Below are 14,668 nucleotides of genomic sequence, written 5' to 3'. Positions count from 1 at the left end.
GTTTTAGGTATAAATATATATAAAATACCCCTAAATGCTCTAAAAAGTATCTTAAAATTGCAAATAAGGGTATTTTAAAATTCAATAACTCTTGTAACAAAATATTTAAAAAAGGAGTTTTTTTATGAATGCTGGTTTGTTTTTGATAATTGCTATTTGTTGTGGTCTGTTACCAATTATAATTTCTGTAAACGAAAAAAATAAGAAGAATAAAAAGAGGTAGAACACGCATTTATGCCGAGAAAATTTATTGATGTTGAGAAGAACCCTTAACTAAACTTGCAGACGAATGTCGGCATAGCGTGAGCTATTAAGCCGACCATTCGACAAGTTTTGGGTTTGTTAAGGATTTAGAGGCTCAAAGTCAATAAAGCTATTTGAAATAAAGCATTTAAATATTATAGTTTTTTTCGTTGTAAACTTGTATTCCATTTTTTATTAGTAGTGCTGAAAATACTCCTACTCCTTGCTTTTTGTTTCCGTTAAATTCACCGCTGTAAATATTTTCAGAACTGCAAGTTGGACTATCAGATTTTAATATTAATGTTTTACAATTCATTTTTTGACAAGTATCTAATGCTTTCATAGCTCCATTTATATATTCTTTTGTAACGTCGTTTCCTTGATTATCAATGATTTTAGCTTTATTTTCTAATACATCAAAGCCATCTCCTCCTACAATTTCTGCGGGGTTTCTTGGAGTTGGTAGGCCACCTAAAATTTCAGGGCATATTGGTTTTGCTATACCTTGATCTACAAGCTTTTTTAAATTGTTGTTGAGTTTGTTTCCCCCGTCATACCTAACATTTTGACCGACTAAACATGCACTTATAAAGATCATATATTATCCTCCATATTTTAGGTTTTTGAAACGAGTTTCTTCTTGTCTTGATATTATACAGAAATAATACAGAGTTGAAAAAGAAATGTAAATATGACGTATTATTTTTTAGTAATAAAAAGTAAGCGTTTTCTATTTACATGTAGCGCCTTTTATAAGATAATAAATGCAGCTACTAAACTTACTACTCAAAATGAGTATCCTTTAATAAACTGACTGTATCCTTTGGGTGCAGTCTTTTTATTTATAACTTGTCAAAACTTTACATTTTAAACAATTACAAAAGGACATAAAAGTCCGCTTGTAACCAGTACCTTAAAATAGGGAAGTGGTTTGATAAAAGAATAAAGGGTGCCCCAAATTAGGGGTACCTTTTTGTGTATAACCGAGCCAAATGTGGCTTCGTTAAATGTGTTTATAAGTGGACGTATTATCTACTTAGCTTAATATCCTCAAATTAGGGCATATTGGTTTATACTCAGCCCAAATGTGGGTTCAGTAATAGAACTGAATAGCTATATATTTAATCGGCTCAAATGTGAGCTTATTACTCAAATTAATAACTGACGCACTAAGTTAGTGCATTAGAAAACGAAAATATTCGTTCTCTAAAATTTAGATGAATACAGCCGAAATGTCGGCTCAATAGAAGAGGAATAGTAAGTTAGAAAAATCTAATTCTGAAAAGCCATTTGTGGCTACTCTGCGTAGTCAAAATGGCTACGCAGCACACGTTTATGATGTACGATCTCACAGCGCAAATGTGCGCAGTGAATTTCACAGTCCAAATCTGGACAGTGAAACTATTAAAATACAAATAATACAATGATATGCTAATGTAAAGTTAAAAAGGAGTATTAGCAATGGCAAAAGCTTTAATGTTAATCATAACTATTGTTTGTATAGCTTATATTGTGTATAACTTCATTAAAGATAAACCAGTCATTAATATTTTCTTTGCTTTAATAATACAATCAATTTTATTATTTCTAATCCGCTTCTTTTGGATAAAGCAATCTTTTAATAAATCACTTTTATCGTCTTTTGACTTATTTTCGATTATAGTTGTAGTTATTTATTTGATATTTAAATTAACATGCGAGCAAGTTAAAAAACTTTTCAAACGTCACTCATTGAGTGACGTTTTTTATTTTGAATACGTTTTGAATACGTTTTGAATACGTTATTTAAAAATCAATAGCAATCTATAATAAAGTTATGTCTATAAAACACTGTTATATCAACATTTATAAACAGTTAGAAATACATATAAAAAGTACAAACTAAACGATGGGAATTGTAGGTTTCATTGTCGCCGGTACGACTGCCAAATCATTGACCGATTCGTTTAACCGAAAACTCGAAAAAACAAATCAAATTAACTTTATTTCAACAATGATGGCAGCAATGTGTGGATTCTTATTCTTAGCTGCTGACCCAGCTAAAGATGGTGGATTCTTAAGTGCCTTTATGGGAACTAAAGGTTTATTAACAGCCTTTCTTTCAGCATTTATCACTGTAATTGTATATAACTTCTTTATTAAACGTGATATCACAATCAAAATGCCTAAAGAAGTACCACCAAATATTTCACAAGTATTTAAAGATATCTTCCCGTTATCAGCGGTTATGATTATTCTTTATGCATTAGATTTAATCGTTAGAGGCGCAGCGCATACTAACGTAGCAAACGGTATTTTAAAAATATTCGAACCATTATTCACTGCAGCAGATGGATGGGTTGGGGTAACAATCATCTTTGGTGCCTTTGCATTCTTCTGGTTCGTAGGTATTCATGGTCCATCAATTGTAGAACCTGCGATCGCAGCCATTACGTATGCTAACCTTGAAGCTAACTTACATTTAATACAAGCCGGTGAGCATGCAGACAAAGTTATCACACCTGGTACTCAAATGTTCGTTGTAACTATGGGTGGTACTGGTGCAACTTTAGTCGTGCCATTTATGTTCATGTGGTTAACTAAATCGAAACGTAATAAAGCGATTGGTAGAGCATCTGTAGTACCGACATTCTTTGGTGTAAACGAACCGATTTTATTCGGTGCACCATTAGTGTTAAACCCTGTATTCTTTATTCCATTTATCTTTGCACCAATTGCAAACGTATGGATCTTTAAATTCTTCGTTGATGTACTAGGAATGAACAGCTTTAGTATCTTCTTACCTTGGACTACTCCAGGTCCGTTAGGTATCGTAATGGGTACTGGTTTTGCATTCTGGTCATTCGTATTAGCGATTGTATTGATTGTAGTAGACGTTATTATTTATTACCCATTCGTTAAAGTTTATGACGAACAAATTCTAGAAGAAGAATTAGGTAAAAAAGTAACAAACAATGACTTAAAAGAAAAAGTAGCAGCTAACTTTGATACTAAAAAAGCAGACGCAATTTTAGCAACTGCTGGTGCAGACGATGCATCATTACAAGCAGATAATGAAAAAGAAGCTTCATCTTCAAATAACATTACTGAACAAACGAATGTATTAGTATTATGTGCTGGTGGTGGAACAAGTGGTTTATTAGCCAACGCACTAAATAAAGCAGCTGAAGAATATAACGTACCTGTTAAAGCAGCAGCTGGTGGTTACGGTGCCCATATGGATATTATGAAAGATTATCATTTAGTTATCTTAGCACCTCAAGTAGCTTCAAACTATGAAGATATCAAACAAGATACTGATCGTTTAGGTATTAAATTAGCTAAAACTCAAGGTGTTGAATACATCAACTTAACACGAGATGGCAAAGCAGCATTAGACTTCGTTCAACAACAATTTGAAAAATAATTAGGAGATGAAAGTATAATGAAAAAATTACCAGAAGATTTTATTTTCGGTGGTGCGACAGCAGCCTATCAAGCAGAAGGTGCGACTCAAACAGATGGAAAAGGTCGTGTAGCATGGGACACTTATCTTGAAGAAAATTATTGGTATACAGCTGAACCAGCTAGTGATTTCTACAACAGATATCCAGTAGATTTAGAATTAAGTGAAAAATTTGGCGTAAATGGTATTCGTATTTCAATTGCATGGTCACGTATTTTCCCTAAAGGATATGGCGAAGTAAATCCTAAAGGCGTAGAATATTATCACAATTTATTTAAAGAATGTCATAAACGTCATGTAGAACCGTTCGTAACATTACATCACTTTGATACTCCTGAAACTTTGCATAGTGATGGCGATTTCTTAAACCGTAAAACAATTGATTACTTCGTAGATTATGCTAAATTCTGTTTTGAAGAATTCTCAGAAGTTAACTATTGGACTACATTTAATGAAATTGGACCAATTGGTGATGGCCAATACTTAGTTGGTAAATTTCCACCAGGAATTAAATATGATTTCGAAAAAGTATTCCAATCTCATCACAATATGATGGTGGCACATGCACGTGCAGTTAAATTATTTAAAGATAATGGATATAGCGGTGAAGTCGGGGTAGTTCATGCATTACCTACTAAATATCCATATGATCCTTCTAACCCAGAAGATGTTAGAGCAGCAGAACTTGAAGATATTATCCATAATAAATTCATTCTAGATGCAACATATTTAGGTAAATACTCTCGCGAAACAATGGAAGGTGTGCAACACATCTTATCAGTGAACGGCGGTAAATTAGATATAACTGAAGAAGACTATAAAATTTTAGATGCAGCTAAAGATTTAAATGACTTCTTAGGTATCAATTACTACATGAGTGACTGGATGAAAGGCTATGAAGGCGAATCTGAAATTACTCATAACGCTACTGGTGCCAAAGGTGGTTCTAAATATCAACTTAAAGGTGTAGGTCAACGTGAATTTGATGTTGATGTACCACGTACTGATTGGGACTGGATGATTTATCCTCAAGGTTTATACGATCAAATTATGCGTGTCGTAAAAGACTATCCTAATTATCACAAAATCTATGTAACTGAAAATGGTTTAGGTTACAAAGATGTATTTGATGAAGAACGTAAAACAGTTGATGATGATGCACGTATTGATTATGTGAAAAAACATTTAGAAGTAATTGCTGATGCTATTCGTGATGGTGCGAACGTAAAAGGTTACTTCATTTGGTCATTAATGGACGTGTTCTCATGGTCAAATGGTTATGAAAAACGTTATGGCTTATTCTATGTCGACTTTGATACTCAAGAACGCTATCCTAAGAAAAGTGCGTATTGGTACAAAGAATTAGCTAAAACTAAAGAAATTAAATAATTATTAATTATAGGCAACCGTCTAATATATAATCATATATTAGATGGTTGCTTTAAATTTGTTTATGGAAATATCTAGAAGCTCGTTTATACTTATAAATAAAAGTAAACAGGTGGCGTTAAAGTTAATGACAAAAAGAAAAATGATTTATTTCATATTTACATTATGTATCATGACAGTTTTAGTTACAGGTTGTAGTCAATCTGAAAAACAACATTCGCACCAATCGTCGACGCTTAAAGATCAAACTGTGACATTGTTTATGCATGGATATGGTGGTAGTGAAAACTCTGAAAAATATATGGTGAAACAAGCGATTAACAAAGATGTAACTAAAGACGCCATTGTTGCCACTGTAGATAATCAAGGTAACGTACATTTCAAAGGTACTATTTCGAACGATGCTCAAAATCCTATTGTTAAAGTAGTGTTCGAAGATAATAAAAATGGTGATGTTAATCAAAATGCTAGGAATATTAAAAATGTCTTATCTGAGTTAAAAGCACAATATGGTTTCACTAAATATAACTTTGTCGCCCATTCGATGGGTAATTTATCATTTGCTTATTTTATGAAAGATTATGGTAATGATAAGCAATTACCGCAACTTCAAAAAGAAGTGAATATTGCTGGTACGTTTAATGGCGTACTTAATCTTAATGAAAAAGTTAATGAAATTAGTGTAGATAAAAATGGTAAGCCTAGTAAAATGAATGATAATTATAAAGAATTATTGGGATTAAAAGATATTTATAAAGACAAAAATATCGAAGTTTTAAATATCTATGGAGACTTACAAGATGGCACACATTCAGACGGACGCGTCTCAAATAGTTCATCTAAGTCATTAAAGTATTTATTACAAGACAGTCCTAAATCTTATAAAGAAACTAAATATACTGGTAAATCCGCACAGCATAGTCAATTACACGAGAATAAAGAAGTAGCGAATGAAATAATCAAGTTCTTATGGAATAAATAAATGTAAAAAAGAAAGAGTAGATAACGCGAGAAATTAAAATCAAAGCGTTGTCTACTCTTTTATTATCCCTTAAAAGCAAGCATTAGCTAATTGCTTAAGTAACTCTAGTCTATTTTCTTCGCCAAATACGTGTGGCAATATCATCATTTCATCTGCGTCATAAGTTTGTTGCATATTCTGTAATTGCTCAGCAACTTCATGAGGTAAGCCACTCACAATTCTTTTTTTATTTTTTTCAATTTTAGCAAGTTCTCTTTCGGAATATTGACGTTGTTGGGCAGTTTCTATAGAAGGGTAAGACATAGGTTGTTTTAAATAGTTAATGCGCATTAACCATAAATGAAGCGCATCAAGTAAATCGCTAACCGTCGTCAATTTTTCTGCAGTCACGACAAAGGTTGCCATAATAACGTAAGGCTTGTTGTCACTTACCTCTTCATTATATAAGCCAAATTGCTTACGGTAGTGAGCGATGACTTTGTTTATTTGTGTCGAAGGTTGCCCCATATGTGCGATGACTAAAGGTAACCCTTTTCGAGCAGCGAGTTCAGCACTTCGTTCGCTCATACCTAGAATATAAAGTTGCGGGTAACTATTAATAAACGGTGTTGCTTGAAGTGACATGAAGCGGTGAGGCTGCTTTGTATCATCGGTAAAATATTTGATTAAGTCATCTATTTGTTGAGATAACTCTGGTTTCTCAGTTTTAAATTCATTCAGTGCCTCGTTCACATTTTTAAAGCTAGGAGAACGGCCAAGTCCCATATCAATACGATGGGGATGGCGGGCTTCCATAATCTTAAATTGTTCGGCAACTTTATAAGCACTGTAGTGGGGCAACATCACGCCTCCACTGCCAATATGAATTCGATGGGTATGCTCTAATAACATCATCATTACCATTTCAGGCGCACTTGAGGCCACAGAAGGCACTTGATGATGTTCAGCTATCCAATAGCGCTCATAACCAAGTTGATCCGCTAAGGTTGCTAATTCGACAGTATGATTGAAAGCGTTTTGAGCTGAACGACCTTCGAATATAGGCACGTAATCTAAGATTCCTAATTTCATATTAAGCAGGCTCCCTTTTTTGAAAAGTAATTATCCTTATCATGTGTCATTATAAGTGGAAAGCATGATGATTGCGATTAAATTGTTCATAGTACTATACTGTAAACAAATATTGAAAGGAGTTTTAGATGATGAAGAATGAACAAGTATTACTCGCTCAATATCCAGAAGGTATGCCACAAGATGATACATTTAAATATGAAGATATCGATGTAGCTGAACCAGGAGAGAATGAAGTTCAAGTAGAATCGATATATATTTCTGTAGACCCTTATATGCGAGGCAGAATGTCTCAAGCTGATTCATATGTAGAACCATTTGAAATAGGTCAACCTATTGAAAGTCATATCGTTGGTAAAGTAATCAACTCTAACTCTGATCAATTTCAAGAAGGTGACATCGTTGTAGGCATGTTACCGTGGAAACGTATTAATACAGTAAACGAAGAGAAAGTCGATAAAGTTTCAAATACTGATGTGCCATTACATTTATATTTAAGTACGCTAGGTTTAACTGGCCAAACAGCTTATCACGGTTTACTAAATATTGGACAACCTAAGCCAGACGAAACGGTAGTTGTTTCTGCTGCTTCTGGTGCTGTAGGTGCCGTCGTAGGTCAAATTGCTAAGTTGAAAGGCGCGCGTGTTGTCGGCATTGCTGGCGGAGATAAGAAAGTGAATTACCTTACGGAAGAACTTGGCTTTGACGCTGGTGTAGATTATAAGAAAGACGACTTCGCTGAAGCGTTAGCTAACGCCGTGCCTAATGGCGTTGATGTTTATTATGAAAATGTAGGCGGAGAAATTGGCGATGAAGTATTTAAACATCTTAATCGTCATGCGCGTATTCCAGTATGCGGTACAATTTCAAATTATAACCATCCTGAAGATGATCAAGGTCCACGTATTCAAAGTACGCTCATTAAAAAACAAGCGATGATGCGAGGATTCTTAGTGGCAGAATTTGCTGATGATTTCGAACATGCTGGTAAAGAACTTGCGCAATGGATTCAAGAAGGTAAAATTAAAACTAAAGTATCTATTGAAGAAGGATTCGATAAATTACCGCAAGCCTTTCGTAACTTGTTTACTGGAGATAACTTTGGTAAGCAAGTGGTCAAAGTTTCAGACGCTGAGTAATTTGGTTTCCCTTTTCAAAAAGCAACAGTAGATTGATTAAAAGGTGGCTAAGAAGTAATGAAAGCAATTGGATTTGAACAACCATTTAAATTAGAAGAAGGCAATTTATTTAAGGAATATGAACTTGAAACGCCGCAACCGAGCGCGCACGACATACTCGTGAAAATTCAAAGTATCAGTGTGAATCCGGTAGATACAAAGCAACGTATTACTCCCGTGGAAGATGCGCCGAGAGTGTTGGGATTTGACGCAGTAGGAACAGTTGAAGCGGTCGGTTCGGAAGTAGAATTATTTGAAGTAGGTGACCGCGTATTCTATGCAGGTACGCCGAATCGCCATGGCTCTAATGCGACTTACCAAGTTGTTGATGAACGTATCGTGGCGAAAGCACCAAGTAATTTAACTGCGGAACAAGCGGCGAGCTTACCATTAACTGGACTTACCGCTTCGGAAACATTATTTGACGCGTTTGGGATTTCAACAAATGCTAATGAGAATGAAGGTAAATCATTACTTATTATTAATGGTGCTGGTGGTGTCGGAAGTATTGCGACACAAATTGCTAAAGCATACGGTTTGCAGGTCATCACTACGGCATCTCGTGATGAAACAGTAGCATGGAGTAAGAAGATGGGCGCTGACTTTGTGCTTAATCATAAACATGATTTAGCAACGCAATTAAATCAACATGACATTGAAGCGGTAGACTATGTATTTTGCACGTTTGATACGGATATGTATTATGACACGATGATTGAGGTTGTGAAACCGCTTGGCCACATTGCGACGATCGTTGCTTTTAAAAAGAAACAAGATTTAAATGCATTGAAAGCGAAGAATATCAGCTTTACGCATGAATTTATGTTTGCAAGACCTGTGCATCAAACAGCAGATATGATTCAACAACATGCGTATTTGAAAGATATTGCTGAAAAGGTAGAACAAGGTACGTATCAACCTACAACAACTGACACTATCTCAGGACTTACAGTAGAGAACTTATATAATGCTCATGAAACGTTAGAATCTAGCACAATGATTGGAAAATTAGTCATTAATATTGAAGAGTAAAATGCATTGAAATTTAATAGAGAATAATCTTAAATATGGCGTTTATTATTATGCAATTAGGCAATAGTAATAAACGTCATTATTTATTATTGGGGAATGACAACAAAAATTAAATAACAACTTAGAGAAAGGAGTTTATGGATGAAAAATAAATCCATTAGTATTGTATTTTGGACGGCATTAGTCATTTGTACCTTGTTTGTCTTATATGGCGCATTATTGCCGAAACAGTTAGAAACTGTGACGCAAAATATTACATCATTTATAGCCGTCAATTTTTCATGGTACTATTTATTACTTGTTTTAATGATTTTCTTTATATGTGTGTATCTTTTATTTTCAAGATATGCATCAATTACGCTCGGTGAGGAAGGAGAAGATCCAGAATTCTCTTTACCTTCATGGTTTGCGATGCTATTTAGTGCAGGAATGGGGATCGGTTTGGTCTTTTGGACGACGGCAGAACCTATTAGTCACGCATTCACATTGACACCTATACATAAAGCAGGCACTCAAGCTGCTATTAACGATGCATTTCAATTTGCGTTTTTCCACTGGGGTGTCCACGCATGGGCAGTATATGGCATTGTTGCTTTAGTCTTTGCTTATTTTAGTTTCCATAAAGGTTATCCTGGATTAGTAAGTGCGACGTTAGTTCCTATCTTTGGGGAGAAGCGCATGAAAGGCCCACTTGGAGGCGCGATAGACGTACTTGCTGTTATAGCAACCGTTACAGGCGTAGCGGCTACCTTAGGTTTCGGGGCACTTCAAATTAATGAAGGATTAAATTTCTTATTTGGGTTACCAAACAACTTTGGTACTCAAGTTATCTTAATTATTATAGCTACTGCTTTATTTACGTGGTCGGCTTGGTCTGGTATTGATAAAGGGATTAAAACATTAAGTAACATTAATATGTTATTAGCATTTATTGTCTTAATAGGCTTATTTATTGTAGGACCCACTTTATATATTTTAAATACCTTTACTAACGGATTAGGTAACTATATCTTTAATTTCTTTAGTATGAGTTTACGTATCCCTATGAACGGGGGAGAAAAATTCCAATGGTTACAAAATTGGACGATCTTCTATTGGGCATGGTGGGTATCATGGGCACCATTCGTCGGTATATTCATCGCTCGTGTGTCTAGAGGACGTACCATTAAAGAATTTATTTTAGGTGTCTTATTCGTGCCAGCGCTCGTATGTTTCTTCTTCTTTGCAGTATTCGGTGCATCAGCGGTATATCTGCAAGACAAAGGCATTGCGAATATAGCGAAAGAAGCGACAGAAACAGCCACATTTGCGACATTGCAACATTACCCGCTAGGATTTATTTTGAGTATCGTCACTTTAATAGTCATCATGATATTCTTTGTAACTTCAGCTGACTCAGCTACTTATGTACTAGGCATGCTAAGTTGTAAAGGCGATATTAATCCTGCTTCTTTTGTAAAAGTAAGTTGGGGTATTATACTCGCTTTATTTGCGATGATTATGATTTATACAGGTGGTACACAAGCCATTCAAAATTTACTTATCATTGCTCCATTACCGTTTTCAATTGTCATTATATTTATGATTTGGTCACTCTTTAAATCCTTAGCAAATGATCACCCGAGACATTCAAAACAAAAATTTCTACAATATAAAAGTTCTGAACAAAAAATAAATAAAAAATAATTATAAATTTTATGTTTTTATTGTGCTAAATTTGGGAATACTGACCTTAGAAAGTAAACTTTAATTAATTTTTTAAAAAAGTATAAAATAATTTAAATTTAGTGTTTTAAAAAACATTTAAAGGGTACTTAATCTCTATAATTAATTAAATAATTCAACAATAACTAAGGAGGTGCATGACGAGGTGAAAAGATTAAAGAATTTTATCCTCGGCCTATTAATAGTTGCTATTGTTGGATTCCTATTGTTTATGTACATAAAGGATAGTCGTATTTCTCAATATCAACACTATTTCTTACAATTCAATTGGTTCCAACCACTATTAATTGGTTTAGCTGCTCTACTTATATTGATCGGTTTAATATTAGTACTCAGCATTTTCAAACCAACATATAGAAAACCAGGTCTATATAAAGACTACAATGATGGACATATTTATGTATCTCGTAAAGCAGTAGAAAAAACTGCATACGATACGCTAACTAAATATGAAGATGTAAGACAACCTAATGTAGTTACTAAGCTTTATAATAAGAAAAATAATTCTTATATCGATATTAAAGCAGACTTCTTAGTACCAAATACTGTACAAGTTAAGTCTTTAACTGAAAGCATTAGAGCTGACATTAAACATAACGTTGAGCATTTTACTGAAATGCCAGTAAGAAAATTAGAACTTAATGTCAGAGATCAAAAATCTGCAGGACAACGCGTACTGTAAGGGAGGGATAACATGGCTGATAATAATAATCAAAATGGACAAGATGCTGGTCAACAAATCATTGACTTCATTAAAGCTTATAAATGGCGTATCATCGGTTTCTTCGCATTTTTAATTATAGCAATCTTATTCCTAACTTTAGGATTCTGGAAAACAATTTTAATCATTGTATTATGTTTAATCGGAATTGGCGTTGGGTATATTAAAGACCGTACACAGGATTTCATGAACTTCTTAAATAGATGGAGTTAGACGACCTATCTAGTTAAGAATTCATATAAATTAAAAAACAAAGTTTTAAAACAATAATTATACAAAAAAGGAGAATTTATCATGGCAGTAGATAACAATAAAGCTAAACAAGCATACAATAACCAAACTGGAGTAAACGATCAAGAAAGAGAAGAACGTCAAAGAGAAGCTCAAGAACGTAGAGAAGAACGTAATGAACAACGTTTTGAAAACAAATTAACTTTCTCTGACGAAGTTATCGAAAAAATCGCTGGTATCGCAGCTCGTGAAGTAAGAGGAATCTTAGACATGAAAGGCGGCTTCACTGATAACATCACTAACGCTTTCTCAAGCGGTAACAACGTAACTCACGGTGTTTCTGTTGAAGTTGGTGAAAAACAAGCAGCTGTAGACTTAAAAGTAATCTTAGAATACGGCGAATCAGCTCCAAAAATCTTCCGTAAAGTAACTGACTTAGTTAAAGAACAAGTTAAATACATTACTGGTTTAGATGTTGTTGAAGTTAACATGCAAGTTGACGATGTAATGACTAAAAAAGAATGGGCTCAAAAAAATGAAAAAAACAGAGACAACAACAATAACAACTCTGACAGATCAGGTTTACAATAATAAGTAACCACTTTTAGACCTTAAGGCGTTCATCGTCTTAAGGTTTTTTTATGTATATAAGAAAACAGGAACGAAGGTGTCTTCATTCCTGTTCTTATCATTTAACGATGTAATGGATTCTCTACCTTAATATAAGTATAATGATGTGCTTCATCTTCTAAACGCATCGTTGTCACACATTTATAATCAATAGTTTCAGCAAATAAAGTAGACGTTATCGTGTTTAAGCGTTCCTCATCCACATCACCTAGATTTGCTAGAATTTGTTGAATAATATCGCTAATTTGACGCCATGTCTTGTCCTCGAATGATGTATCTTCTATTGCTTTAGCTACGGTTAATACTAGTTCACCTAAATGATTTTGCACAGTAGAATAGAATGCTTTATTAAATACTGAAGTTTTAGAATCAGTAAGAATTCTAGATTTTTCATGGAAATCATCTGTAGCATAGCCACTCGCATTAAGCTGATTTTCATCAATACGTAAACCTTCAAAATCACGAATATATATCGTATTTAAACTGCCGTTTTGATTAAATGTGGCAATTGAATTCTGTAAGTGCGCTTCAAGTGCTATTCCATATTTGATATATAAAGGAAGTACAATGCCTAATAATTGTGTCGCATAGTCACGCAACCACAATTGAGCCGCTTCTTCAAAACTTTCTATCCCTTCATTCTGTTGGAATAATTTAATCAGACTCACAATCGGCGTTTCTTCATTATATTTATAATTTGCTACTAAACTTGATGGAATTATAGGCATACTGTCTTTAGCAATGAGGTGATAAATATTTTCTCTGAAAAGAGTGCCTAATTGTTCACTGCGATCAGTTTGGATATCCTCACTATCATGTTCGTTATAAAAATGTATACCTGCTAATTCATCTAATATTTCTATGCGATAGTCATGAAATACACTATCTTTATCTAAAATATCATTTAAAATTTTAGTCACTAAAGGACCATTATGCGTTGTTTGTTCAGATAGCGTTCTGATTTCCCCAGTAATATGTACATTAGTCGATAATTTAATATGAGGTAATTGCTTAGGATATTTAGGCATTAATGTTCTAAATGATAAGCCAGCGTAATATGGCAAACTTATATTTAAAGGAATGATGAGCTGTTGTTCAAGTTCTGCTTGATATTGTTCTTTTAAAATATAATCATACTGCCAAGGATGTACAATCATTAAATGATATTCTGATAAATTTACAGATTGATTTAATTCTTTAGATATTTGTGCATATAATTCAGGGAAGATAGTCTTAATTTCTTCATTATAGTTATTAGCTAACGCTTGAGTATTAGCGATACTTTCATGAATTAAGACGCACTTCAACTTAATTTCATTGCCATATTCAGAGCTATAATAAATATTTTCCTGAGCGCTTAACCCTTTACGCAATTTAGCTCCAGGATGAAGAGGATGACCTTCAATGACAGCCTGTTCAGAACGCAAGTAACTGTCTTCGTGATTAGAGATAATATCGAGAAGCGGTTTGTCTGTGTCACGCATGTGATATGCCTGATAAGTCAATGCAAGCGCCATGTTCGCTACACTATTATCTAAATCGGCTTTAAATTGTTCACTTGCCTCATTATCGAGTGCTGGATCTTCGATTAGTATGTAATCTAAAACTTCAAGCGGATGCGTCACTCTCGTAAATTCGCTCTGTTCCTCATCAGATACATAGAATGGTCCTACCACATCTACTCGACCGAAGGCATGTCGACCTTCAACTTTCCCATATACGTATTTCTTTGCTTTTGGAAAATGAACACACAATACGTCTTCGTCTTTATCAATAGGTAAACGATCAAACTTATTAGCTGACGCTAATAAACTATTGTCTTTACCGTTTACTAAATTCTCACGATATAAAGAAATAATTAAACGTTGTGAAATCTTATCTCGACTTGCCAACAGGTTATCTTCAAAATCACCTAATAATTGAGGATAGTTTTGTTTTAAGAATGCGTAGGCATCTTGTTCTTCCTCGGTTAATTGAATATTAAAGTTATTGATATTAATTATGTTAGTCATAAAACACCT

The 14,668-nt window shown here is 34.1% G+C and carries 11 protein-coding genes and 1 pseudogene; 9 read left to right on the top strand and 3 right to left on the bottom strand.

The features are described from left to right. Window positions 1-391 precede the first annotated feature (391 nt). Window positions 392-841 carry a 2-thiouracil desulfurase family protein gene (locus CD127_RS04020; RefSeq protein ID WP_103365851.1) on the bottom strand — a complete coding sequence of 150 codons (450 nt, stop codon included), beginning with the start codon at window positions 839-841 and terminating at the stop codon, window positions 392-394. A 1,287-nt stretch (window positions 842-2,128) separates the two neighbouring features. Between CD127_RS04020 and CD127_RS04010 the strand changes: the two are divergent. The 3 genes and pseudogenes from CD127_RS04010 to CD127_RS04000 form a co-directional block, all read left to right on the top strand. Then, window positions 2,129-3,649: pseudogene (locus CD127_RS04010) on the top strand (lactose-specific PTS transporter subunit EIIC); the annotation flags it as partial. 15 nt (window positions 3,650-3,664) lie between these two features. After that, window positions 3,665-5,077 (top strand): 6-phospho-beta-galactosidase, encoded by a 1,413-nt coding sequence (gene lacG, locus CD127_RS04005; RefSeq protein WP_103365850.1) that lies wholly within the window; start codon window positions 3,665-3,667, stop codon window positions 5,075-5,077. 127 nt (window positions 5,078-5,204) lie between these two features. Further along, window positions 5,205-6,059, top strand: coding sequence for an alpha/beta hydrolase (locus CD127_RS04000; protein WP_103365849.1), 855 nt, complete (start codon window positions 5,205-5,207; stop codon window positions 6,057-6,059). Between the two features lie 69 nt (window positions 6,060-6,128). Here the strand turns inward: CD127_RS04000 and CD127_RS03995 are convergent, their stop codons facing one another. Next, on the bottom strand, window positions 6,129-7,130 hold the full coding sequence (locus CD127_RS03995) for an LLM class flavin-dependent oxidoreductase (protein ID WP_103365848.1): 1,002 nt from the start codon (window positions 7,128-7,130) through the stop codon (window positions 6,129-6,131). Window positions 7,131-7,261: 131 nt separating this feature from the next. Here CD127_RS03995 and CD127_RS03990 point away from each other — a divergent pair, with 131 nt between their 5' ends. From CD127_RS03990 to CD127_RS03965, 6 genes are all read left to right on the top strand, one after another. Further along, window positions 7,262-8,269: an NADP-dependent oxidoreductase gene (locus CD127_RS03990; RefSeq protein WP_103365847.1), complete on the top strand. Its 1,008-nt coding sequence runs from the start codon at window positions 7,262-7,264 to the stop codon at window positions 8,267-8,269. A 57-nt stretch (window positions 8,270-8,326) separates the two neighbouring features. After that, a complete protein-coding gene (locus CD127_RS03985) occupies window positions 8,327-9,340 on the top strand; it encodes a zinc-binding alcohol dehydrogenase family protein (protein ID WP_103365846.1) in 1,014 nt (337 codons plus the stop codon). 141 nt (window positions 9,341-9,481) lie between these two features. Then, window positions 9,482-11,026, top strand: coding sequence for a BCCT family transporter (locus CD127_RS03980; RefSeq protein ID WP_103365845.1), 1,545 nt, complete (start codon window positions 9,482-9,484; stop codon window positions 11,024-11,026). 184 nt (window positions 11,027-11,210) lie between these two features. Beyond that, window positions 11,211-11,747: an alkaline shock response membrane anchor protein AmaP gene (gene amaP, locus CD127_RS03975; RefSeq protein ID WP_103297711.1), complete on the top strand. Its 537-nt coding sequence runs from the start codon at window positions 11,211-11,213 to the stop codon at window positions 11,745-11,747. A 12-nt stretch (window positions 11,748-11,759) separates the two neighbouring features. Continuing rightward, a complete protein-coding gene (locus CD127_RS03970; protein ID WP_103297712.1) occupies window positions 11,760-11,999 on the top strand; it encodes a DUF2273 domain-containing protein in 240 nt (79 codons plus the stop codon). An 81-nt stretch (window positions 12,000-12,080) separates the two neighbouring features. Beyond that, on the top strand, window positions 12,081-12,608 hold the full coding sequence (locus CD127_RS03965) for an Asp23/Gls24 family envelope stress response protein (protein WP_103297713.1): 528 nt from the start codon (window positions 12,081-12,083) through the stop codon (window positions 12,606-12,608). Window positions 12,609-12,709: 101 nt separating this feature from the next. On the opposite strand, the gene CD127_RS03960 is transcribed toward CD127_RS03965, so the two are convergent. After that, window positions 12,710-14,647 carry an IucA/IucC family protein gene (locus tag CD127_RS03960; RefSeq protein WP_380493187.1) on the bottom strand — a complete coding sequence of 646 codons (1,938 nt, stop codon included), beginning with the start codon at window positions 14,645-14,647 and terminating at the stop codon, window positions 12,710-12,712. Window positions 14,648-14,668: the final 21 nt, after the last annotated feature.

This window comes from Staphylococcus petrasii (genome assembly GCF_002902565.1).
Lineage (GTDB): Bacteria > Bacillota > Bacilli > Staphylococcales > Staphylococcaceae > Staphylococcus > Staphylococcus petrasii.
This window is presented reverse-complemented; position numbering and strand designations above follow the sequence as displayed.

What these genes read in the sequence shown, in the direction of transcription:
- CD127_RS03965 (WP_103297713.1), top strand. Translation starts at nt 12,081, where the DNA reads ATGGCAGTAGATAACAATAAAGCTAAACAAGCATACAATAACCAAACT.
- CD127_RS03980 (WP_103365845.1), top strand. Translation starts at nt 9,482, where the DNA reads ATGAAAAATAAATCCATTAGTATTGTATTTTGGACGGCATTAGTCATT.
- CD127_RS04020 (WP_103365851.1), bottom strand. Translation starts at nt 841, where the DNA reads ATGATCTTTATAAGTGCATGTTTAGTCGGTCAAAATGTTAGGTATGAC.
- CD127_RS03985 (WP_103365846.1), top strand. Translation starts at nt 8,327, where the DNA reads ATGAAAGCAATTGGATTTGAACAACCATTTAAATTAGAAGAAGGCAAT.
- CD127_RS03995 (WP_103365848.1), bottom strand. Translation starts at nt 7,130, where the DNA reads ATGAAATTAGGAATCTTAGATTACGTGCCTATATTCGAAGGTCGTTCA.
- CD127_RS03970 (WP_103297712.1), top strand. Translation starts at nt 11,760, where the DNA reads ATGGCTGATAATAATAATCAAAATGGACAAGATGCTGGTCAACAAATC.
- CD127_RS04000 (WP_103365849.1), top strand. Translation starts at nt 5,205, where the DNA reads ATGACAAAAAGAAAAATGATTTATTTCATATTTACATTATGTATCATG.
- CD127_RS03990 (WP_103365847.1), top strand. Translation starts at nt 7,262, where the DNA reads ATGAAGAATGAACAAGTATTACTCGCTCAATATCCAGAAGGTATGCCA.